Annotated in this window: 21 protein-coding genes; 15 read left to right on the top strand and 6 right to left on the bottom strand. The window is 70.3% G+C overall.

Annotated elements, in window-relative coordinates; translation table 11 throughout:
* Nucleotides 1-51 precede the first annotated feature (51 nt).
* The 8 genes from DEU32_RS05240 (at nucleotide 52) to DEU32_RS05205 (ending at nucleotide 6787) form a co-directional block, all read left to right on the top strand.
* A complete protein-coding gene (locus DEU32_RS05240) occupies nucleotides 52-1605 on the top strand; it encodes a PTS mannitol transporter subunit IICB (protein WP_114849644.1) in 1554 nt (517 codons plus the stop codon).
* 74 nt (nucleotides 1606-1679) lie between these two features.
* A complete protein-coding gene (locus DEU32_RS05235) occupies nucleotides 1680-2117 on the top strand; it encodes a PTS sugar transporter subunit IIA (RefSeq protein WP_022907882.1) in 438 nt (145 codons plus the stop codon).
* Nucleotides 2114-3277 (top strand): mannitol-1-phosphate 5-dehydrogenase, encoded by a 1164-nt coding sequence (locus DEU32_RS05230; protein ID WP_114849643.1) that lies wholly within the window; start codon nucleotides 2114-2116, stop codon nucleotides 3275-3277. Before DEU32_RS05235 ends, DEU32_RS05230 begins: the two co-directional genes overlap by 4 nt.
* 207 nt (nucleotides 3278-3484) lie before the next feature.
* A complete protein-coding gene (locus DEU32_RS05225) occupies nucleotides 3485-4417 on the top strand; it encodes an NADP-dependent oxidoreductase (protein WP_114849642.1) in 933 nt (310 codons plus the stop codon).
* Nucleotides 4418-4511: 94 nt separating this feature from the next.
* Nucleotides 4512-5126 carry a DUF805 domain-containing protein gene (locus DEU32_RS05220; RefSeq protein ID WP_114849641.1) on the top strand — a complete coding sequence of 205 codons (615 nt, stop codon included), beginning with the start codon at nucleotides 4512-4514 and terminating at the stop codon, nucleotides 5124-5126.
* 141 nt (nucleotides 5127-5267) lie between these two features.
* A complete protein-coding gene (locus tag DEU32_RS05215; RefSeq protein WP_114849640.1) occupies nucleotides 5268-5720 on the top strand; it encodes a DUF805 domain-containing protein in 453 nt (150 codons plus the stop codon).
* Nucleotides 5717-6415, top strand: a complete 699-nt coding sequence (locus tag DEU32_RS05210) for a DUF805 domain-containing protein (protein ID WP_114849639.1) — start codon at nucleotides 5717-5719, stop codon at nucleotides 6413-6415. Before DEU32_RS05215 ends, DEU32_RS05210 begins: the two co-directional genes overlap by 4 nt.
* 93 nt (nucleotides 6416-6508) lie before the next feature.
* On the top strand, nucleotides 6509-6787 hold the full coding sequence (locus DEU32_RS05205; RefSeq protein WP_058742736.1) for a DUF4190 domain-containing protein: 279 nt from the start codon (nucleotides 6509-6511) through the stop codon (nucleotides 6785-6787).
* Between the two features lie 92 nt (nucleotides 6788-6879).
* Here DEU32_RS05205 and DEU32_RS05200 read toward each other — a convergent pair whose 3' ends face one another.
* The 6 genes from DEU32_RS05200 to DEU32_RS05175 form a co-directional block, all read right to left on the bottom strand.
* A complete protein-coding gene (locus tag DEU32_RS05200) occupies nucleotides 6880-7524 on the bottom strand; it encodes a TNT domain-containing protein (RefSeq protein ID WP_181819199.1) in 645 nt (214 codons plus the stop codon).
* A gap of 70 nt (nucleotides 7525-7594) precedes the next feature.
* A complete protein-coding gene (locus DEU32_RS05195; protein ID WP_114849637.1) occupies nucleotides 7595-8368 on the bottom strand; it encodes a succinate dehydrogenase iron-sulfur subunit in 774 nt (257 codons plus the stop codon).
* Nucleotides 8368-10176: a succinate dehydrogenase flavoprotein subunit gene (sdhA, locus tag DEU32_RS05190; protein ID WP_058742733.1), complete on the bottom strand. Its 1809-nt coding sequence runs from the start codon at nucleotides 10174-10176 to the stop codon at nucleotides 8368-8370. Before sdhA ends, DEU32_RS05195 begins: the two co-directional genes overlap by 1 nt.
* Before the next feature lie 41 nt (nucleotides 10177-10217).
* Nucleotides 10218-10664: a succinate dehydrogenase, hydrophobic membrane anchor protein gene (sdhD, locus tag DEU32_RS05185; protein WP_058742732.1), complete on the bottom strand. Its 447-nt coding sequence runs from the start codon at nucleotides 10662-10664 to the stop codon at nucleotides 10218-10220.
* Nucleotides 10665-10685: 21 nt separating this feature from the next.
* Complete coding sequence (gene sdhC / locus DEU32_RS05180; protein ID WP_114849864.1) at nucleotides 10686-11135, bottom strand: succinate dehydrogenase, cytochrome b556 subunit; 450 nt, start codon at nucleotides 11133-11135, stop codon at nucleotides 10686-10688.
* A 77-nt stretch (nucleotides 11136-11212) separates the two neighbouring features.
* Complete coding sequence (locus DEU32_RS05175) at nucleotides 11213-12451, bottom strand: glycosyltransferase family 1 protein (RefSeq protein WP_241490218.1); 1239 nt, start codon at nucleotides 12449-12451, stop codon at nucleotides 11213-11215.
* A gap of 187 nt (nucleotides 12452-12638) precedes the next feature.
* Here DEU32_RS05175 and DEU32_RS05170 point away from each other — a divergent pair, with 187 nt between their 5' ends.
* From DEU32_RS05170 to DEU32_RS05140, 7 genes are all read left to right on the top strand, one after another.
* Nucleotides 12639-13754 carry a mannose-1-phosphate guanylyltransferase gene (locus DEU32_RS05170; protein ID WP_114849635.1) on the top strand — a complete coding sequence of 372 codons (1116 nt, stop codon included), beginning with the start codon at nucleotides 12639-12641 and terminating at the stop codon, nucleotides 13752-13754.
* 31 nt (nucleotides 13755-13785) lie between these two features.
* Nucleotides 13786-15792: an alpha/beta hydrolase gene (locus DEU32_RS05165; RefSeq protein WP_114849634.1), complete on the top strand. Its 2007-nt coding sequence runs from the start codon at nucleotides 13786-13788 to the stop codon at nucleotides 15790-15792.
* Nucleotides 15793-15923: 131 nt separating this feature from the next.
* Nucleotides 15924-16322, top strand: a complete 399-nt coding sequence (locus tag DEU32_RS05160; protein WP_167510099.1) for a hypothetical protein — start codon at nucleotides 15924-15926, stop codon at nucleotides 16320-16322.
* A 266-nt stretch (nucleotides 16323-16588) separates the two neighbouring features.
* Nucleotides 16589-17662, top strand: coding sequence for a BMP family protein (locus tag DEU32_RS05155; protein WP_058742724.1), 1074 nt, complete (start codon nucleotides 16589-16591; stop codon nucleotides 17660-17662).
* 82 nt (nucleotides 17663-17744) lie between these two features.
* Entirely contained in the window at nucleotides 17745-19265 is a 1521-nt protein-coding gene (locus DEU32_RS05150) for an ABC transporter ATP-binding protein (protein WP_114849632.1), read from the top strand.
* A gap of 49 nt (nucleotides 19266-19314) precedes the next feature.
* Nucleotides 19315-20694, top strand: a complete 1380-nt coding sequence (locus tag DEU32_RS05145) for an ABC transporter permease (protein WP_208738912.1) — start codon at nucleotides 19315-19317, stop codon at nucleotides 20692-20694.
* Complete coding sequence (locus DEU32_RS05140) at nucleotides 20691-21977, top strand: ABC transporter permease (RefSeq protein ID WP_114849631.1); 1287 nt, start codon at nucleotides 20691-20693, stop codon at nucleotides 21975-21977. The genes DEU32_RS05145 and DEU32_RS05140 overlap by 4 nt, the downstream gene beginning before the upstream one ends.
* Nucleotides 21978-21990: the final 13 nt, after the last annotated feature.

Genomic DNA, 21990 nt, shown 5'->3' with positions numbered 1-21990 from the left:
ATCACCCCACACCCTCCACCACTGCAGCACCCATCACAGAAAGCCAGGCACATGACAACGTCGTCCGTTGCAGCGCCCGACGCTCCCGCGAAGTCGCGGGGCGGCGCACGCGTCGCCGTGCAGAAGTTCGGCACCTTCCTCTCCGGCATGGTCATGCCCAACATCGCGATCTTCATCGCGTGGGGCCTCATCACCGCGTTCTTCATCGAGACCGGCTGGACGCCCGTCGGCGTCCTCGGCGGCTTCGGCGAGACGAACGGGGTCGCGAACATCGGTCTCGTCAGCCCGATCCTGACCTACCTGATCCCGCTCGCGATCGCCTTCCAGGGCGGCCGGATGATCTACGAGACCCGCGGCGCGGTCGTCGGCTCGATCATGGCGATGGGCGTCATCATCGGCGCCAACGGCACGATCATGATCCTCGGCGCGATGATCTGCGGCCCGCTCGGCGCGTACCTCATCAAGCAGGTCGACAAGATCTGGGACGGCAAGATCAAGCCGGGCTTCGAGATGCTCGTGAACAACTACGCGGCCGGCATCCTCGGCTTCGCGCTCGCGCTCATCGGCTTCTTCTGGCTCGCCCCGCTGTTCAAGCTGATCGCCGAGGGCCTCGGCGCCGCGGTGAAGTTCCTCGTCGACAGCTCGCTCCTGCCGCTCGCCAGCGTCATCATCGAGCCCGCCAAGGTGTTCTTCCTCAACAACGCCATCAACCACGGTGTGCTCGACCAGCTCGGCGCGCAGCAGGTCCAGCAGTCCGGCAAGAGCATCCTGTTCCTGCTCGAGGCGAACCCCGGCCCCGGTCTCGGCATCCTGCTCGCCTTCACCTTCTTCGGTGTCGGCATCGCCCGCTCGACCGCTCCCGGCGCCATCCTGATCCAGTTCTTCGGTGGCATCCACGAGATCTACTTCCCGTACGTGCTGCAGAAGCCGGTCCTGTTCCTCGCGGTCATCCTCGGCGGCGCCACCGGTGTCGCGACGAACGTGGCCTTCCAGTCCGGCCTCGTCGCCCCGGCGTCGCCCGGTTCGATCATCGCGGTGCTCACGGCGACGGCGAAGGACAGCTACGTCGGCGTCATCCTGTCGGTCGTCCTCTCCGCGGCGGTGTCGTTCGCGGTGGCCTCGTTCTTCCTGCTCGCGAGCCGGAAGCGTGACCTCGCCAACGGCGGTGGCGACATGACCGCCGCGATGGCGAAGCTCCAGGCCAACAAGGGCCGCGACGTCAACGCCGCGACCTCGGGCCTGCTCGGCAACAACGCCCCGCGCTCCGAGGAGGAGACCGAGGCCGCCTTCGGTGGTGTCGGTTCCGGCACCGCGACGGCGACCCGCGTCGAGAGCGTCGTGTTCGCCTGCGACGCCGGCATGGGCTCGAGCGCGATGGGCGCCAGCGTCCTGCGGAACAAGGTGAAGAAGGCAGGCATCGAGGGCGTCACGGTCGTCAACAAGGCGATCGCGAACCTCGACGGCACCGAGGACCTCATCATCACGCAGGAGGAGCTGACGGACCGCGCCCGGCAGAAGAACCCGAACGCACAGCACGTGTCGGTCGGCAACTTCATGAACGCGCCGCAGTACGACCAGGTCGTCGACCAGCTCAAGAACCAGTAACAGCGTGCAGTATCGGAGGGGGTGGGCCGAGGCCCGCCCCCTCCACCACGTCCTCGAACAGCAAGGAGAACCCCATGCCCGTCCTGCAGGAGAGCCAGATCCGCATCCACACGGAGGACACCGCTCCGACCAAGTCGGAGGCGATGAAGGAGGCCGCCGAGATCCTCGAGGCTGCAGGCGCGGTCACGGCGGACTACTACCCGGCGATGCTCGAACGTGAGAAGAGCGTCTCGACGTACATGGGCAACTTCCTCGCGATCCCGCACGGCACCAACGACGCGAAGGACGCGATCAAGTCGTCCGCGCTGTCGTTCATCCGTTACGCCACCCCGATCGACTGGGACGGCAACCCCGTGCGCTTCGTGGTCGGCATCGCGGGCGTGAACAACGAGCACCTCGACATCCTGTCCAAGATCGCGATCGTGTTCTCGGACGAGGACGAGGTCCAGAAGCTCACCGACGCCCCGGACACCGCGGCGATCCTGTCGATCCTCGGCGAGGTCAACGAGTGACCTCCGGCACGCGCACCGCGGTCCACTTCGGCGCCGGCAACATCGGTCGTGGCTTCGTCGGGCTGCTGCTCCACGAGGCCGGCTACGAGGTCGTGTTCGCCGACGTCGCCGCCCCGCTGATCGACGCCCTCGCCGCGGCGGACTCCTACACCGTGCACGAGGTCGGCCAGGGCGCCCAGGACCACGAGGTCACCGGGTTCCGGGCCGTCAACAGCGCCCAGGACGAGGCCGGCGTCATAGCCGAGGTCGCCGCGGCCGACGTGGTCACCTGCGCCGTGGGCCCGACGGTCCTGAAGTTCATCGCCCCCGTGATCGCCGCGGCACTCCGGCGGCGCGACGCCGACGCGGCGCCCCTGGCCGTGATGGCGTGCGAGAACGCGATCAACGCCACCGACCGGCTCCGCGACTCCATCGTCGAGGCACTGCCGACCGACGAGCGCGACGCCGCCCTCGCCAAGGCCGTCTTCGCGAACACCGCCGTCGACCGCATCGTCCCGGCCCAGCCCGAGGGCGCCGGCCTCGACGTCACGGTGGAGACCTACTACGAGTGGGCCATCGACCGCACCCCGTTCGGCGGCTCCGAGCCCGAGATCCCGGGCGCGCACTACGTCGACGGACTCGCGGCGTCGATCGAGCGGAAGCTCTTCACGGTCAACACCGGGCACGCCACCGTCGCGTACCACGGCTTCCTCGCCGGGGCGGACAAGATCTCCGACGCGATCGCGATCCCCGCCGTGCGCTCCGAGCTCGAGTCGGTCCTCGCCGAGACGAGCGACCTGCTCGTGCGCCGCCACGAGCTCGACCCCGAGGTGCACCGCTCCTACGTCGAGGCGATCATCGGCCGCTTCGAGAACCCGCACCTGCCGGACACGGTCACCCGGGTCGGCCGGCAGCCGCTCCGCAAGCTGTCCCGCGACGAGCGCTTCGTCTCGCCGGCGGCCGCCCTGGCCGAGGACGGCACCGAGCCGACCGCGCTGCTCGACGCGATGGGTGCGGCCCTGCGCTTCGACGTCGCGGACGACGAGCAGAGCGTCGAGCTGCAGGAGCTGCTCCGGTCCGACCGCGCGGACGCGGACGTCGCGACCGAGATCACCGGGCTCGACGCGCAGCACCCGCTGCACGCCGCGTTCACGGAGCGGGTGCGCGCAGCGCGCGCCTGAGACGCGACCCCAGGACGGACGGGAGGCGCGGTGCCGGCTGGCACCGCGCCTCCCGTCCGTCCGGGAGCCGGCCCGTCACCCGGGACGAGCCGCTGCGCTCTCCCCGAGACGCCCCTTCGCCCGCGCGACGCCGCCGGATCCGGCTCCGTCTCGGCGACCCGGCGGTGTCTCGGTGGCGTCCGGGTGTCCCGGCGTAGCGTCGGCGCCATGACGAAGCACTGGGTCGCCCCGCGGTTCGGCGGCAGCGAGGTCCTCGAGTACGCCGACACCGACGTCCGTGCCCCCGGCCCGGGCGAGGTCACGATCGACGTCCGCGCCGCCGGCATGAACCCCGCCGACACGAAGCACACCCGGCAGGGCGACCCGTCCGACCTGCCGATCCCGATCGGGTACGAGGTCGCCGGGACCATCAGCGCCCTCGGCCCGGACACCACGATCGCCTCGGGTGGCGGAGCCGTCGGCGACGCGGTCCTGGCCTTCCGCGTCTCCGGCGGCTGGGCGGAGCGGATCACCGTGCCCGCCGCCGACGTCTTCGCCAAGCCCGCGTCCCTCGGGTTCCCCGAGGCGGCGAACCTGCTCCTCGCCGGCACGACCGCTGCCGACATGCTCCGCGTCACGCGCGCCGAAGGGTCGGACACCGTGGTCGTCCACGGCGCGTCCGGTGCCGTCGGCGTGAGCCTGCTCCAGCAGCTGCGGCTGCTCGGGGCACGGGTCATCGGCACGGCCTCCGAGCGCAACGCCGACACCGTCCGCCGCTTCGGTGGCGAGTGGGTCGCGTACGGCGACGGTCTGGAGGCACGCATCCGTTCCCTCGCACCGTCCGGTGTCGACGTGGCACTGGACTGCGTCGGGAGCGACGAGGCCGTGGACGTCTCGCTCGCGGTGGTCGCGGACCGGAGCCGGATCGTCACGATCGCCGCCTTCAGCCGCGCGGAGGCGGACGGCATCCAGGCCGTCGGTGGCGCGCAGCCCGAGAGCAAGGCGTTCCGGGACTCCGTGCGGCAGCGGCTCGTCGACCTGGCAGCGGAGGGTCGGTTGGTCGTGCCCGTGGCGCGGACGTTCCCGCTCGCCGACGCGCGGGAGGCCGCCCAGGTGCTCGAGTCGCAGCACCCCGGCGGCAAGCTGGCGCTGGTGCCCTGACACCGGTCGGTCGGCGCGGATCCGCCTGCAGGGGGACGTGGGGCGGTCCGGTGGGCTGCCAGACTCGGAGGGCACCGCGATCCGGGAGGACCCCATGAGCAACCAGGACCCCTACGGTCAGCAGCAGCCGCAGTACGGCCAGCAGCCCCCGTACACGCAGCAGCCCGCGTACGGGCAGCAGCCCCCGTACGGGCAGCAGCCCCCGTACGGGGAGCAGCCCCCGTACACGCAGCAGCAGTACGGCCAGCCGCAGTACGGCCAGGCGCAGTACGGCCAGCGGCCGCCCGCGCCCGGTCGGGGGCAGGTCCCGCCGCTGTGGGCGCCGTGGTACGGCATCCCGTTCCACGAGGCGTTCACCCGCTTCTGGAAGAAGTACGTCCGGTTCGACGGCCGCGCGAGCCGCAGCGAGTTCTGGTTCTGGGCGCTCTGGTACGCGATCGGATCGGTGGTGGCAGGCATCCTCGGCGGCCTGCTCGACGGGCTGCCCTTCGTCTCGAACGCGGACGACGGCATCACGACGCTCTGGTCGCTGGCGTGCGCGATCGGCTTCGTCGCGCTGACCATGCGGCGCCTGCACGACGTGAACCTGTCCGGGTACTTCGCCCTCTTCTTCATCATCCCGCCGATCGGCGTGCTCTTCGCGCTGATCGTCGGACTGATCGGGACCGATCCCCAGGGGCAGCGGTTCGACCGACCCGATCAGGTGTGACATGTGGGCCGGTCGTTCTGGTTGGATCGTGGGGAACGCAGCACCGACCACGAGGGGGACACCGTGACACAGCATCAACCAGGAGCGCCGTACCGTACCGCGACCGAGCCGGCGTCCGGCGGCCCAGCGGGTGAGCCGCCCATGTGGGCGCCCCGGTACGGCGCGTCGTTCGGGCAGGCGGTCGGACGCTTCTTCCGCAAGTACGCGACCTTCAGCGGTCGTGCGAGTCGCAGCGAGTTCTGGTGGGCGTACCTGGTGGTCGCCGGGCTGTCCTTCATCCTGGTGACGGTCGCGATCGCCTACCGTGTGGCGACGGTCGAGTACCGGACCTACGACCTCGGCGGCGGCCAGGTCTACCAGGCCACGACCCCGCCGGGGCCGGTGTTCTGGCTCCTCCTGGCCCTGCCCGCGCTGTGGTGGCTCGCGACCATCGTGCCGACCCTCGCCCTCGGATGGCGGCGTCTGCACGACGCGAACCTGCCCGGTGCGCTGTACCTGATCGCGGTGTTCGTCGGGATCGTGGGGATCGTCTTCGGTCTCCTGCCGTCGAACCCCGAGGGAGCCCGACACGACCGACCGGAGGCAGGACGATGACGAACGACCAGACCCCGCAGTGGGGGAAGCCGGACCAGCCCGGCGACCAGCAGCCGTCCGGGCAGCCGCAGCAGTACGGGCAGCCGCAGCAGTACGGGCAGCCGCAGCTGCCGTACGGTCAGCAGCCCCAGTACGGACAGCCGCAGCAGCCGTACGGCCAGCAGCCCCAGCCGGGCCAGCCCTACCCGCAGTACGTCCCCGCCGGCCCGATCCCGCGGGACGCGAGCGGCGCCCCGCCCCTCTGGGCACCCTGGTACGGCATCGGGTTCCTCGACGCCTTCACCCGGTTCTGGAAGAAGTACGCGCGGTTCGACGGTCGCGCCAGCCGCGGCGAGTTCTGGTACTGGTTCCTCGCGAACGCGATCGTCACGACGATCCTGTTCGGCGGGTACATCGCCGGGATGATCGCCTGGGCCGCGTCGTCCACGACGGTCGACGAGTACGGGCAGTCCACCTCGAACGGCTCGATCCCGGTCGTCGGCATCCTGTTCCTCGTCCTGTACTTCGTGTGGTGGGCGGCGACCATCGTGCCGACCTTCGCGCTCGGGTGGCGCCGGGTGCACGACGCGAACCTCGCCGGACCCTTCTGGCTCATCTCGCTCGTGACCGGCATCGCGGCGATCGTGTTCGGTGCGCTCGAGTCGAACCCCGCGGGCGCGCAGTACGACCGCCCGGACGGCCAGCCGACGGCCTGACGTCGCGCCGCGGACGGGACGCCCCTCCGCCGGTACATTGGTGCCGACCAGCCGCCCGGTCTGGTCCTGCAGCACACTTCCCGAGGGGACCCCATGACCACCGCCCAGCCGTACAAGCCCGCAGCGCCGGCGTCCGACCGCTTCAGCGTCCTCGCGATCGTCGGGTTCGTCCTGGCCTTCGTCGTGAACATCGCCGGACTCGTCGTGAGCATCATCGCGCTCGTGCAGCTCAAGCGCACCGGTGAGCGCGGCCGTGGTCTGGCCCTGGCGGGCGTGATCATCAGCGCCCTCTCGATCGTGCTCAGCATCGTGTCGATGATCGTCGTGTTCTCCGCAGCGGCGAACATGCAGGGCACCACCGGCGGGTACTGAGCCGACACCCGCGCCGAGACCCGCAGCACGACGAAGCGGCCCATCCCTCACGGGGTGGGCCGCTTCGTCGTGCTCGAGCCGGGCGCCGCCGGTCAGACCACGCGGAGTCGGACGAGCGAGCCGTCGACGACGAGGTCGCGGATCGTGACCGACGGGTCCGCGGTCCGGAAGCGCAGCGCACCGCCGGGCTGGTCGAACCAGGGCTGCACGAACGAGACCTCGACCAGGAACGGCCGGTCGACGACGTACCGGTGCACCTCGGGTGCTGCCGCGACGTGCGGCGGCAGGGAGCGCTGGGGGAGCGGGGTGTCGAGCGGGTGCAGCAGGTAGCCGTCCGGACCGCCGACGCGGTCGACGGGCACGCCAGCGGGGATCTGGATGCGCAGGCCCTGGTCGCCGGCCTGGGCGACCTGCTGCGCGAGCTGCGGGTACGTCGAGGCGGCACGGTCGCGGAGCCCGTCGAGCTCGTGGCGGGGGATGTCCCGTGACGCCGGGAACGCGCGGTTCAGGAAACGCCGCAGCATCTCGACCGCATCGGCCTCGCCACGGGCGGTCGCGAGCCGACGCGCAGTGCCGTAGTCGACGACCTCGAGCGCGAAGTCGTCCGGCTGCTCTGCCGGCACGATGCGGAGCGCGCCCTCCACCGGCGGCTCGTGCAGTTGCTCCCCGGGGAGCTGCACGTACCGGACGGTGTAGCCGAGCTGGTCGAGGATGGGGCGGGTCTCCGCGAACGTCATGGCCGCGAGCCTACCGGGCGCCGACATGCCGTTCGCCGAGATCCCGCTGGGCGCTCGGTGCACACCGGCGTCACGCGCCGCCGCGCATGATCGCCTGCTTGACCTCGGAGATGGCCTTCGTCACCTGGATCCCGCGCGGGCAGGCCTCGGAGCAGTTGAAGGTGGTGCGGCAGCGCCAGACGCCCTCCTTGTCGTTGAGGATGTCGAGCCGCACGTTCGCGGCGTCGTCGCGGGAGTCGAAGATGAAGCGGTGAGCGTTCACGATGGCCGCAGGACCGAAGTACTGGCCGTCGGTCCAGAACACGGGGCAGGACGACGTGCACGCGGCGCAGAGGATGCACTTCGTGGTGTCGTCGAAGCGGGCGCGGTCCGCGACGGACTGCACGCGCTCCTTGCCCTTCTCCGGCTTGCTCGACGCCTGCAGGAACGGCTGGACCTCGCGGAAGGACCGGAAGAAGGGCTCCATGTCGACGACGAGGTCCTTCTCGAGCGGCAGGCCCTTGATCGCCTCGACGTAGATCGGCTTCGACACGTCGAGGTCCTTGATGAGCGTCTTGCACGCCAGACGGTTGCGCCCGTTGATCCGCATCGCGTCGGACCCGCACACGCCGTGCGCGCAGGAACGGCGGAACGTCAGCGACCCGTCCTGCTCCCACTTGATCTTGTGCAGGGCGTCGAGGATGCGGTCGGTCGGCAGCATCATGACGTCGAAGTCCTGCCAGCGCGGCTCATCGTCGACCTCGGGGTCGAAGCGCCGGACGATCACCGTCACGGGGAACGATCCGGGAGGGGCGTCCTGCACGGTGTCGGTGCGGGGGGCGTCGGAGACCAGGGTGTCGGTCATCAGTACTTCCTCTCCATCGGCTCGTAGCGCGTCACCACGACGGGCTTCCAGTCGAGCGTGATGTGGTCGTCGGCGAGTGACGAGTGCGGGTCGCCCGTCAGGTACGCCATGGTGTGCTGCATGTAGTTCTCGTCGTCGCGCTTCGGGTAGTCGTCGCGCATGTGTCCGCCGCGGCTCTCCTTGCGGTTGCGCGCGGAGTAGACGACGACCTCGGCCAGGTCGAGCAGGAAGCCGAGCTCGACCGCCTCGAGCAGGTCGGTGTTGAACCGCTTGCCCTTGTCCTGCACGGCGACGTTGCGGAACCGGTCGCGCAGCTCGTGGATGGTCTCGGTCATCTTGCCGAGCGACTCGTCGGTGCGGAACACCTGCGCGTTCTTGTCCATCTCGTCCTGCAGCTCCTTGCGCAGCACGGCGATGCGTTCGGTGCCGGTCGAGGAGCGCAGCTGCGCGAGCATGTCGCGGATCCCGGCGGCCGGGTCCTCCGGCAGGGGGAGGAACTCCGCGGTCTGGACGTACTCGGCCGCGTTGTTGCCGGAGCGCTTGCCGAACACGTTGATGTCGAGCAGCGAGTTCGTGCCGAGGCGGTTCGAGCCGTGCACGGACACGCACGCGCACTCGCCGGCGGCGTACAGACCGGGGACGACGGTTGTGTTGTCGTACAGGACCTCGGCCTTGACGTTCGTCGGGATGCCGCCCATCGCGTAGTGCGCGGTCGGCATGACCGGCACCGGCTCGACGACCGGGTCGACCCCGAGGTAGGTGCGCGCGAACTCGGTGATGTCCGGCAGCTTCGTCTCGAGGACCTCGGCACCGAGGTGCGTGCAGTCGAGCAGGACGTAGTCCTTGTTCGGGCCGGCACCGCGGCCCTCGGCGACCTCCTGCACCATGCACCGGGCGACGATGTCGCGGGGAGCGAGGTCCTTGATCGTCGGGGCGTAGCGCTCCATGAAGCGTTCGCCGGAGGCGTTGCGGAGGATCGCCCCCTCGCCGCGGGCGCCCTCGGTGAGCAGGATGCCGAGGCCGGCGAGGCCGGTCGGGTGGAACTGGAAGAACTCCATGTCCTCGAGCGGCAGGCCGGTGCGCCAGACGATGCCGACGCCGTCGCCGGTCAGGGTGTGGGCGTTCGAGGTGGTCTTGAACATCTTGCCGAAGCCACCGGTCGCGAAGATCACGGCCTTGGCGTGGAAGACGTGCAGGTCACCCGTGGCGAGCTCGTACGCGACGACGCCCGCCGGCTGCTTGCGCGTGACGCCGTCGTCGCCCGTGACGTCCACCATGACGAGGTCGAGCGCGTAGAACTCGTTGTGGAACTCGACGCCGAGCTTCACGCAGTTCTGGAACAGCGTCTGCAGGATCATGTGGCCCGTGCGGTCCGCGGCGTAGCAGGCCCGGCGGACCGGGGCCTTGCCGTGGTCGCGGGTGTGGCCGCCGAAGCGACGCTGGTCGATCTTGCCCTCCGGGGTGCGGTTGAAGGGCAGGCCCATGTTCTCGAGGTCGATGACCGCGTCGATGGCCTCCTTCGCCAGGATCTCGGCGGCGTCCTGGTCGACCAGGTAGTCGCCGCCCTTGATCGTGTCGAAGGTGTGCCATTCCCACGAGTCCTCTTCGACGTTCGCGAGTGCGGCGGCCATGCCGCCCTGCGCCGCGCCCGTGTGGGAGCGCGTCGGGTAGAGCTTCGAGATGACGGCGGTCTTGGCCTTCGGACCGGCCTCGATCGCGGCGCGCATCCCGGCGCCGCCCGCGCCGATGATGACGATGTCGTGCTGGTGGTGGTGGACCGTGGTCTCGGTCGGGGTGTTCGCAGGCACAGGGGTCTTTCGTTCGGAGGAGGAGCGGTCGTCGGGGATCGTCAGCGCGCCGGGCAGAACGACGGCAGGTCCGCAGCGGCGGCGCCGGCGGGGCACGGATCGAACGTCCAGCAGACGAGCAGCCCGAGCACGACGAGTGCGACGCAGGCGATGAGCACGGCGAGCAGCAGGGTCTTCCGGATCCCGGGCTTCGCGACGTAGTCGTTGATGATCGTGCGCATGCCGTTGGAGCCGTGCACCAGGGCGAGGACCAGCATGAGCGAGTCCCACACCTGCCAGAACGGGTTGGCCCACTTGCCGGCGACGAAGGCGAAGTCGATCTGCTTGACGCCTTCACCCGCGACCATGTTGACGAAGAGGTGGCCGAAGATGAGCACGACGAGCAGGACGCCCGAGGCGCGCATGTAGATCCACCCCCACTTCTCCCAGTTGGTGGTGCGGCGTGCGGCGCTGGCCGAGCGAGGCGGCTCGACGGTCTGTGTGGTCATGGTCGTCTCCCGTCCCTTCGCCTACTGGAAGTCCGCGACGAGGTTCATGAGCTGGCGCGGGAGGAAGCCCGCGATGAGGACTGCCCACACGACGAGCACGATCCAGAACATGGCGCGCTGGTACTTCGGGCCCTTCGACCAGAAGTCCACCAGGATGATGCGCAGGCCGTTCAGGGCGTGGAAGACGATCGCCATCACGAGAGCGATCTCACCGAGGTTCATGATCGGCGTCTTGTAGGTCCCGATGACGGCGTTGTAGGCCTCGGGCGAGAGCCGCACGAGGGCCGTGTCGAGGATGTGCACCAGCAGGAAGAAGTAGATCGCGACGCCGGTGATCCGGTGCAGCACCCACGACCACATCCCCGTGGACCCGCGGTACAGCGTCCCCTCGAGCTTCCGGGACGCGCGCGGCGCATCGATCGTCACGCGCGGTTCGACCACCGTCGTCCCGCCTGCGGTCTGCTCGGCCATGAGCAAGTCCTCCCATAGGACGGGCTCGCCGATCGGCGAGCCCTTGCCGTTCGTGTTCGTGTGGAACACGACCCATCCTATGCGCCCGCGCTGACCTTCTCGTCCCGACCGGCCCGCGCGGTGCGCGTCAGGGCAGGCGGCGCGCCGATCGTCCGCGCCGTGTCGTGGTGCGCGAGGAGCTGGTCGCCGATGGCCTCCCACGTGGTGCCCTCGACGCGGAGCCGCCCGGCCGAGCCCATCCGCGCCGCGGCGTCCGGGTCGCCGACGAGCCCGAGCACCGCCCGGCGCAGTGCCTGCGGGACGTCCGGGTCGTACAGCTCGCCGTCGAGGCCCGGCGCGACGAGGTCGAGCGGACCGCCGGCGGCCGGTGCCACCACGGGCAGCCCGGTCGCGTGCGCCTCCTGCAGGGTCTGGCCGAAGGTCTCCGCGGGACCCGTGTGCACGAAGACGTCGAGCATCGCGTACGCGTCGGCCAGCGCGTCGCCCCGCAGCGGACCGGTGAACGTGACGTCGAGGTGCCGGAGCCGACGCTCCAGGTACGCGCGGGACGGGCCGCCCCCGGCGACGACGACCCGGATCCCGGGGAGGCCGCCGAGCTCGGCGAGTCGCTCGACCTCCTTCTCGGGCGCGAGCCGCCCGACGTAGCCGACGATCGTCTCGCCGTCCGGTGCGATCCGCCGACGTGCCGCACGCACCGACGCGCTGTGCCGACGGTCCGGGTGGAAGAGCGTCGTGTCGACGCCCCGGCCCCACCGCGTCACCCGCGGGACGCCGTCCTCGGCGAGCATCGCGGCGGTCGCGCTCGACGGCGCGAGCGTCAGCGACGCGCCGGCGTGGATGCGTCCGAGGATCCTGCGCACCAACGGGACGGTCGCGGTCAGGCCGTTGCGGCGTGCGAACCCGGCCACGTCGGTCTGGAACACGGCGACGGAGGGGATGCCGAGCCTCCCGGCCGCCGTGATGGCGCGTCCACCCAGCAGGAACGGACTGGCGGCGTGGAGCACGTCGGCGCCGGAGGCGGCGAGGATCGTGTCGAGCACCGGGTGGGGGAGGGCGACGGGGAACTGGCGGTACGCCACCGCCGGGACGCGGTGGACGTCGAAGGAGCGGTAGCGCTCCACCTGCGTCTTCGAGCGGAACTGCGCGAGTCCGGGGGTGTCCGGGGCGATCACGACCGCGCGGTGCCCACGGCGCTCCAGGTGGTCGAGGACCGCCAGGACGCTGGTGGTGACGCCGTTGAGGGTGGGCAGGAAGCTCTCGGTCACGACGGCCACGGTCCGTTGGGACGTGCCGCGCTCCACGCTGCGTGCGCTCATGGTGCGGTCCATGCTCCGGGAGCGGCGTGACCGGGTGGTGCGGTCCGCGTGAACGCCCGGCAGGCAGGTGGTGAACACCCGGACGGGAGGATCGGGGCCCGGTCCGGCGCGCAGCGCTCGCTGGTGCTTCCGGGCACCGTGCGGGCGGCGTCCAGGTCGCGTCCGGCGGGACCGGTACGGTGAGCGCGTGGCAGACGCACTCGAGGACTTCTACGCGATCATCCCGGCCGGCGGCATCGGCTCCCGGCTGTGGCCGCTGTCGCGCGCCGACGCGCCGAAGTTCCTGCACGACCTGACCGGCTCCGGCACCTCGCTGCTGCGGCAGACCTGGGACCGCCTCGCGCCGCTGGCCGGTGACCAGCGGATCATGGTCGTCACCGGCCGTGCGCACCGGGCGGCGGTCGAGGCGCAGCTGCCCGGCGTCGCGGACCACAACGTCGTGCTCGAGAGCGAGCCGAAGGACAGCACCGCGGCGATCGGTCTCGCCGCGGCGATCCTGCACCGCCGCGAACCGGACGTCGTCGTCGGGTCCTTCGCAGCCGACCACGTCATCGGCGACGCCCGCGGCTTCCGTCGGTCGGTGCGCGAGGCGGTCGCTTCGGCGCGAGCCGGGTACGTGACCACGATCGGCATCACCCCGACCGAGCCCGCCATCGGGTTCGGCTACATCCACGCGCACGGCGAGCCGATCGGCATCGAGGGTGCGCCGACCGTGCACGCGGTCCGGTCGTTCGTCGAGAAGCCCGACCTCGACACCGCCCGCTCGTACGTCGAGCAGGGCACCTACCTCTGGAACGCGGGCATGTTCATCGCCCGCGCCGACGTCCTGCTCGCCGAGATCGGTCGGACCAAGCCCGAGCTGCTCGCCGGGATCGAGGAGCTCGCCGCCGCCTGGGACACCTCGTCGCGCGGTGCGGTCGTCGACGCGATCTGGCCCGGGCTCGAGAAGATCGCGATCGACTACACGGTCGCCGAGCCCGCGGCGGCAGCCGGCCGGATGGCGGTCGTGCCCGGGGACTTCGACTGGGACGACGTCGGCGACTTCGCGTCGCTCGCGAAGCTGCAGTCCGGTGGTCGGGCGAACAACCTCGCGGTGCTCGGCGACGGCGCGCGCATCCTCGCGGACTCCTCGAGCGGCATCGTTGTCTCGCACAGCCAGCGGCTCATATCGCTGATCGGCGTCGAGGACATCGTGGTCGTGGACACTCCGGACGCGCTGCTCGTCACGACGAGCGCGAACGCGCAGCGGGTCAAGGGCGTCGTCGACGCGCTGAAGATCAGCGGCCGGGGCGACGTGCTCTGAGGCCGTGCGGTAATGTTCCAGGTGCTGGGGGATGAGCATCGACGACGGGGGATCGTGCATGGGGGACATCGAGTTCGACGCGGGGAGCGCCGAGGCGATGGCGCGGGTCGCGCGGTCGGCGGCTGACACACTCCGCGGTCAGGCCGGGAGCCGTCGGCAGGCCGCCGAGGACGCCCTCGCGGACTTCGAAGGTTCGTACGCGCGCCGCTTCCGCGATGCAGTGGTCATCGAGGCCGAGGACCGGGGCCGTCTGACGGGGGTGCTCGACGACCTGGCGACGGATGTCGATCGTGCCGTCGCCGCCGCGGAGCGAGAACGGGCGCGTCGGGTCGCCCATGATGCGTGGAAGGCTCGCGAGGCAGAGCGACGGCAGACGGTCGGCGCGATCGCCGGCCCGTTCGCCGGGACCGCTACTGACCTGTGGGACGCCTTCGTCGACCGTGAGCCGTCGAGCGAGGCCCTCCGACCTCCGATCGTCGATGCCGAGTTCCGCGGTCGCGAGCGAGCGCGGTACGGCGACGGTGCGAGCCAGAGCAGGTCCTCGGCGGACCCGAGCGCACTGCAGGGGTTCGCGTCGACCGTGTCTGCCCTCGACACGACCGCATCGGCCGAGGCTGACCGCGTGCGGACCGCCTGGTCGGCGTTCACGGCGTCGTGCGGCTGGGTGCACTTCGACCGGAAGAGCATGCCCGACGGTTTCGAACGTTATGTCCGGGAGAACGATGAGGACCGATCGTGGATCGGCAAGGTCGCCGAGGCGTTCGAGCAGGCCGGTGGGAACGGGTCCCTCTCAGATGCAGCACTCGACATCGCAGCCGTCGGGCGGGCCGCTCCGGCGTTGCGAGGGCTCTTCGCAGAGGGCCTGACGCCGACGCAGGTCGCGGATGGGTGGAGGGCCCTCGGGTTGACCAAGGCCGACGCCGGTGTCCTCGACGCGCTCCCGACGGAGGTGCTCGCCCGGTTGGGGAACCTCGAGGGGGTCGCGTACTGGGCGCGGAGCACAGCGAACGTCCTCGTGCTCAACCAGCGGCTGGGCGACGTGGAACTCGAGATCGCGCAGCTCGAGGGCGCCGTCGCATCGGCGGGGGGCGGAGCGAGCGCCCTCGCCCGGGAACTCAACGCGCTGTACGCGGACCGGAAGGCACTGCGGAACATCAACGCAGCGATGAAGGTCCCTGACCAGGCTGCCCACGGTCAGCGATACCTCATCTCGTTGTCCGAGGACCATCCTCCACTCGCCGCCGTGTCGATAGGTGACCTCGACAGCGCGAATTCCGTCACGTGGGCGGTGCCTGGGATGGACACCACTACCGCTGACATGAGCTCCTGGGCGCGGGCTGCTCAGAACATCTACGACGAACAGGGAAGAGATGTCGACGAGCCCAGCCAAGCGGTCATCGCCTGGATCGGTTACGAGACACCGGATGTGACGACCGTGTTGGGTATGCAGAAGGCGGAAGTCGGCGGCCGGAAGCTCGCTGCTTCGATCGACGGACTGGGCGCGATCCGCGGTGACGACATGCCGACGACGAACGTCGTCGCGCACTCGTACGGCACCACGACTGCAGCCGTCGCGCTGTCGGCCACCGGCGCGCACGTCGACCGCTTCGTTGCTCTGGGATCCGCTGGCCTACCGAACGACGTCGACTCGGCCGGCAAGTTGCACGCAGAACACGTCTACGTCGGTCAAGCGCGGAACGTCGTGTTCGATGAGGCCGGTCACGGTGATCAGCTCGCCGGCCTAGGGCGGATGGCTCCCGGCCACCACGTCGACCCGGCGACACGCGTGTTCGGTGCCACCACTTTCGGTACGGACACGAATCCAGCAACCGTCGAAGAGCAACGCCCAGTGCTCAACCACGATCCGCTCACCGGTGACCATTCCGGGTACCTGGACGCGCAGACCGAGTCGCTCTACAACGTCGGGCGAGTCACGACAGGCCACGAAGGAGCGGCGACACCCTTCGTCCCGAAGCCTCCCACCGACCGGGATCAGGCGCTGTTCGGGCCTTTCCAATCCATGCTCGGGGACCGATGATCACGATCAGCACATCTTGCGTGCGGCACAGCATCGCGAGTGCTCTCCTACTGACGACGCTCAGCGGTCTGCTCGCTGGGTGCGCCTTCGGAGCGCCGGACACGAGCACGACACGACGAACGGAGCCCACCGTGGACGCCGACAGCGCCAAGCAGCACATGATCGAGGCGGTGGACGACGCCACAGCCCGTCTCGGTGGGGTGTGGAAGCCCCGGACTGGCCCCGACTACGCCGAGGACTGTGTGTTGCCCGACGGCGAGCAGGGCGCGCGCTGGCGGTACCTGACGGGCAGCGAGCTCGCGGGGGACCCGACGGCCGACGGGGCCCGGATGGCGGACCACTGGCGGGCTCAGGGGATGGAGGTCGTCGTCCGCGACTCGGAGGACGGCCCCGCGGTGTTCGGGAGCGGCGGCGACGACATCGCCGGCATCAGCGTGTACGCGTACTCTGGGAACTACACAGTTCAGGCCCTCTCACGGTGCTTCCCGGGCGACGCCGACCGGATCATGGAGCAGCTGTCCGACGAGTGATCGCTCCGCGGATGACGATTCCGTGCACGGCCCCCGATCCTCAGCGTCGGCTGTAGCGCTCCACCACGAAATCTCGCCGCGACCCCCGAAGTGGGGTCGACGGCGTGGCCTCCGGTTACGGGCCTGTTTCCACGGGGTCGCGATCCCGTAACTGATCCCAGCGGTCCCTCAGGGGCGTTCTGTACCGGCCCGACGGTCGTGTACTGTCGCCACGATCGCCCGGAACGCACGTGGTCCGGGCACCGCCCCCCCGGAGGAACCAACCCGTGACATCTCGTACCCGCCAGGTCCTGCTCAGCGGCCTCGCCCTCGCCGGCACCGTGGCAGTCCTCGCCGGCTGCTCGGCCGCCCCGTCCGAAACCGCGACGTCGAAGAAGAGCGACTTCCGCCCCTGCATGGTCTCCGACGCCGGTGGCTTCGACGACAAGTCGTTCAACCAGCTCGGCTTCGAGGGCATGAAGGACGCCGCGGCCGACCTCGGTGCGACGTACAAGTCGGCCGAGTCGAAGGACGCCACGGTCTACGACTCGAACATCCAGCAGCTCGTCGGCCAGAACTGCAACCTCATCGTCACGGTCGGCTTCAACCTCGCCGACGCCACGAAGAAGCAGGCCGCGGCGAACCCCGACACCGACTTCGCGATCATCGACGACAACTCGATCGACGCCAAGAACGTCAAGCCGATCACGTTCGACACCTCGCAGGCGGCGTTCCTCGCCGGCTACGCGGCCGCGTCGTACTCGAAGTCCGGCGTCGTCGGCACCTTCGGCGGCATGCAGATCCCGACCGTCACCATCTTCATGGACGGCTTCGCGGACGGCGTGAAGTACTACAACGAGCAGAAGAAGAAGGACGTCAAGGTCGTCGGCTGGGACGTCGACAGCCAGAAGGGCTCCTTCACCGGTGGCTTCGACGCCGGCACGCAGGCGAAGGCCGTGGCGCAGACGCTCCTCGACCAGAACGCCGACGTGATCCTGCCCGTCGGTGGCCCGATCTACCAGTCGGCTGCCGAGGCGATCAAGGACGCGAACAACGGTTCGGTCCTGATCGGTGCGGACAGCGACCTGTACGAGGCCGACCCGCGCTACAAGGACATCGCGTTCACGTCCGTCGAGAAGGGCATGCGCCCGGCCGTCAAGGACGTCGTCGAGCAGGCCGCGGACGGCAAGTACTCGAACACCCCGTACGTCGGCACCCTGAAGAACGACGGTGTCGGCATCGCGCCGTTCCACGACTACTCGTCGAAGGTCGACTCCGGCCTGCAGGGCGAGCTGGACAAGATCAAGTCGGGCATCATCGACGGCTCGATCACGGTCGAGACCAAGGCGACCGTCAAGTAGCACGACCGATGCGGGCGGGGGACGAGTCCTCCGCCCGCATCGACGTGTCCACAGCACCACCGACAGGAACAGACCCCGGAACATGAAGCTCGAACTCCGTGGCATCACGAAGCGGTTCGGACCACTCGTCGCCAACGACCACATCTCGCTCACCGTCGAGCCGGGTGAGGTCCACTGCCTCCTCGGCGAGAACGGCGCGGGCAAGTCCACGCTCATGAACGTCCTCTACGGCCTGTACCAGGCCGACGAGGGCGAGATCCTCCTGGACGACGTCGTCCAGGACTTCGACGGACCCGGCGACGCGATGCGCGCCGGCATCGGCATGGTGCACCAGCACTTCATGCTCGTGCCGGTCTTCACCGTCGCCGAGAACGTCATGCTCGGCCAGGAGCAGACCTCCTTCGGCGGCCGACTCGACCTCGCCGGGGCCCGCGCCCGCGTGCGGGAGATCAGCGACCGCTTCGGCTTCGACGTCGACCCCGACGCCCGGGTCGAGGACCTGCCCGTCGGCGTGCAGCAGCGTGTCGAGATCATCAAGGCGCTGTCCCGCGACGCGAAGGTCCTGGTGTTCGACGAGCCGACGGCCGTCCTCACGCCGCAGGAGACCGACGAGCTGATGGGCATCATGCGCCAGCTCCGCGAGGCCGGCACGGCGATCGTCTTCATCACCCACAAGCTGCGCGAGGTCCGCGAGGTCGCCGACCGCATCACGGTCATCCGCCTTGGCGCCGTCGTGGGAGAGGCCTCGCCGACGGCGACGAACAACGAGCTGGCCGCCCTGATGGTCGGCCGTGCCGTGTCGCTCGTGGTCGACAAGGCACCGGCGACCGGCGGGGACGACGCGCTCGTCGTCGAGCACCTGACGGTCACCGACCCCTCGGGCGTGGTCCTCGTCGACGACGTCTCGTTCACGGTCCGCCGCGGCGAGGTGCTCGCGATCGCGGGCGTCCAGGGCAACGGGCAGACCGAGCTCACCGAGGCGATCATCGGCCTCGAGCCCGTGCGCGCCGGTCGGGTCACCCTCGACGGCAAGGAGCTCACCGGGCGCACCGTCAAGCAGGTGCTCGACGCGGGTGTCGGCTTCGTGCCCGAGGACCGCAAGGAGGACGGCCTGGTCGGCGAGTTCACCATCGCGGAGAACCTGATGCTCGACCGCGCCGACCACGACGAGTTCGTCCGCGCCGGCACGATCCGCTCCGCCGAGCGCGACGCGTTCGCGGACGAGAAGATCGCCGAGTTCGACATCCGCACGCCGTCCCGCACGACGGCGGCCGGCCGGCTGTCCGGCGGCAACCAGCAGAAGATCGTCCTCGCCCGCGAGCTCAGCCGCGAGCTCCGGCTCTTCGTCGCCGCGCAGCCCACGCGCGGCATCGACGTCGGGTCCATCGAGTTCGTCCACAAGCGCATCGTCGCCACACGCGACACCGGCGTCCCGGTCATCGTCGTCTCCACGGAGCTCGACGAGGTCGTGGCGCTCGCCGACCGGATCGCGGTCATGTACCGCGGCGGCATCGTCGGCATCGTCCCCGCGGACACCCCGCGCGACGTCCTCGGCCTCATGATGGCCGGGGAACTCCCCGAAGGAACGGAACAGGTCGCATGATGGCCGCCGAACTCGCAGCAACCACAGCAGAAGGAACGGAGCTGGCAGCGTGAGCACCCCCACGCCGGACGACACGACGCGACCGGCGACCCCGGCCCCCGCGTCGGACGACACGACGCGACCGGCAACCCCGGCCCCCGCGCCCACCGACGACCGTCTGCAGGACACCGAGGCCACCCCGCACCTGATGACCGACTCCGCCGCCGACTCCGAGCGGCGCGCGGGCGGCGACCGGTGGCGGGCCGCGGCGCAGCAGATCGTGAACGGCTCCGTGCTCGTGACGGTCCTGGCCGTCGTCCTCGCCCTGGTGGCCTGCGGCATCCTGATCGCGGTCACCGACGAGAACGTCCGCACCGCCGCCGGGTACTTCTTCGCCCGTCCGACTGACACCCTGCAGGCGATCGGCACCTCGGTCGGCGGCGCCTACGCGTCGCTCTTCCAGGGCTCGGTGATCAACTTCGGTGCACCGTCCTTCGCCCAGGCCATCGTGCCGATCACGCGCTCGGTCGACTACGCCGTGCCGCTGATCGCCGCCGGTCTCGGCATCGCGCTGTCGTTCCGCGCCGGCCTGTTCAACATCGGCGGCCAGGGGCAGATCCTGATGGGCGCCGCGGCGGCCGGCTGGGTCGGCTTCTCGTTCGACGGCCCCGCCGCGCTGCACATCCCGCTCACCGTCCTCGCCGGCATCGTCGGCGGTGCGGTCTGGGGCGGCATCGTCGGCGTGCTCAAGGCCCGGACGGGTGCGAACGAGGTGGTCGTCACGATCATGCTCAACTACGTCGCGCTCTACCTGGTCAGCTTCCTGCTCCGCACCCCGGGTCTCCTGCAGGCCCCGGGGAGCGCGAACCCGATCTCGCCCGCGACGAAGGACAGCGCGGTCTTCCCGGCGCTCTTCGGTCCGCGGTACGGGATCAACCTCGGGTTCGTCGTGGCGATCATCGCGGTCGTCGTCGTGTGGTGGCTCGTGAACAAGTCGTCGCTCGGCTTCCGATTCCGCACCATCGGCGAGAACCCCCGCGCGGCCCGTGTGGCCGGCATGAGCGTCCCCGCGCTGACGATCTGGGTGCTCGTGATCTCCGGCGCGCTCGTCGGCATCGCCGGCGCGTACCAGGTGCAGGGTGCGGTGACCTCGGGCTTCACGTCCGGGATCGACGCCGGCATCGGCTTCGACGCGATCACGGTCGCACTCCTCGGCCGCTCGAAGCCGTGGGGCGTGTTCTGGGCGGCGATCCTGTTCGGTGTCCTGAAGAACGGCGGCTACGCCATGCAGGCCGCGAACGGCATCCCGATCGACATCGTCGGCGTGATCCAGGCGCTCATCGTCCTCTTCATCGCCGCGCCGCCGCTCGTCCGCGCGATCTTCCGGATCCCGCAACCGGGAGCCCGCCGCCGTGTCCGCAAGAACAGCAAGAAGGCGGTCGCCGCATGAGCACCATGACCCCCACCGCGGTCCCGGCCCTGCCCGCCGACCGTCCCGTCGAGACGACGCGCAGCTGGAAGACCCCGGTCGCGTTCGGCGTCTTCACGCTCCTCGCCCTCGTCCTGTTCGGTTTCGCCCGACGCCCCGGCACCGCGACGTTCCGCCTGGCCTCGGCCGGCGACTTCTTCGCGCTGCCGAACGTCCCGCTGCCGGCCGCCGCCACCGGCGTGGTCGCCATCGTCCTGCTCGCCCTCGCCACCGTGTACGCGGTCGTCGAGACGCGCGGTGCCCGCCGGGTGCCGCTCTGGGTGACCGCGCTCTTCGCGCTGGTCTTCGTCGTCGGCTTCCTCAGCTGGGCCGTCGCCGGTGACTCGATCACCATCCCGGGCATGCTCGTCGGCGCCCTGAGCCTCAGCGTCCCGCTGGTGTTCGGTGCCCTCGGCGGGGTCATCTCGGAGCGCGTCGGCGTCGTGAACATCGCCATCGAGGGCCAGTTCCTCGCCGGCGCGTTCACCTCGGCGATGATCGCCTCGCTCACCGGCTCGGCGTGGGTCGGTCTGGTCGGCGCGCTCGTCGCCGGTGTCCTGGTGTCCTTCGTCCTCGCGGCGTTCAGCATCAAGTACCTCGTCGACCAGGTCATCGTCGGTGTCGTCATCAACGCGTTCATCTCGGGTCTGACCGGCTTCCTGTACTCGCAGGTCCTGTCGCCGAACCAGGGCACGCTGAACGTCGGCATCCGCTTCCCCAAGATCGAGATCCCGCTCCTCCACCAGATCCCGATCATCGGCCCGATCTTCTTCGAGCAGACCGTCGTGGTCTACCTGGCGTACGTCGCCGTCGCGGTCGTCACCTTCGGCCTGTTCAAGACCCGCTGGGGCCTGCGCCTCCGTGCGGTCGGCGAGCACCCGCAGGCAGCCGACACGGTCGGCATCAACGTCGCCAGGACGCGCTTCTGGAACGTCTCGATCGCGGGCGCCGTCGCCGGTCTCGGCGGTGCGTACTTCACGCTCGACGCCGCGGGCGGCTTCACGAAGGACATGACGGCCGGCGCGGGCTACATCGCGCTCGCGGCGGTCATCTTCGGTCGTTGGGACCCGATCCGTGCGACGTTCGCGGCGCTGCTGTTCGGCTTCGCCTCGAACCTGCAGAACACGCTCGCGGCGGTCGGTTCGCCGGTCCCGAGCGAGTTCCTGCTCATGCTGCCCTACGTGGTCACGATCTTCGCGGTCGCCGGCCTGGTCGGACAGTCGCGCGGGCCGGCGGCCGCCGGCAAGCCGTACATCAAGAGCTGACGGACGGGAGGCA

This window comes from Curtobacterium sp. AG1037, from assembly GCF_003349855.1.
Classification (GTDB): domain Bacteria; phylum Actinomycetota; class Actinomycetes; order Actinomycetales; family Microbacteriaceae; genus Curtobacterium; species Curtobacterium citreum.
The sequence above is the reverse complement of the archived record's forward strand: the minus strand, read 5'-3'. Positions and strand labels throughout refer to the sequence as shown.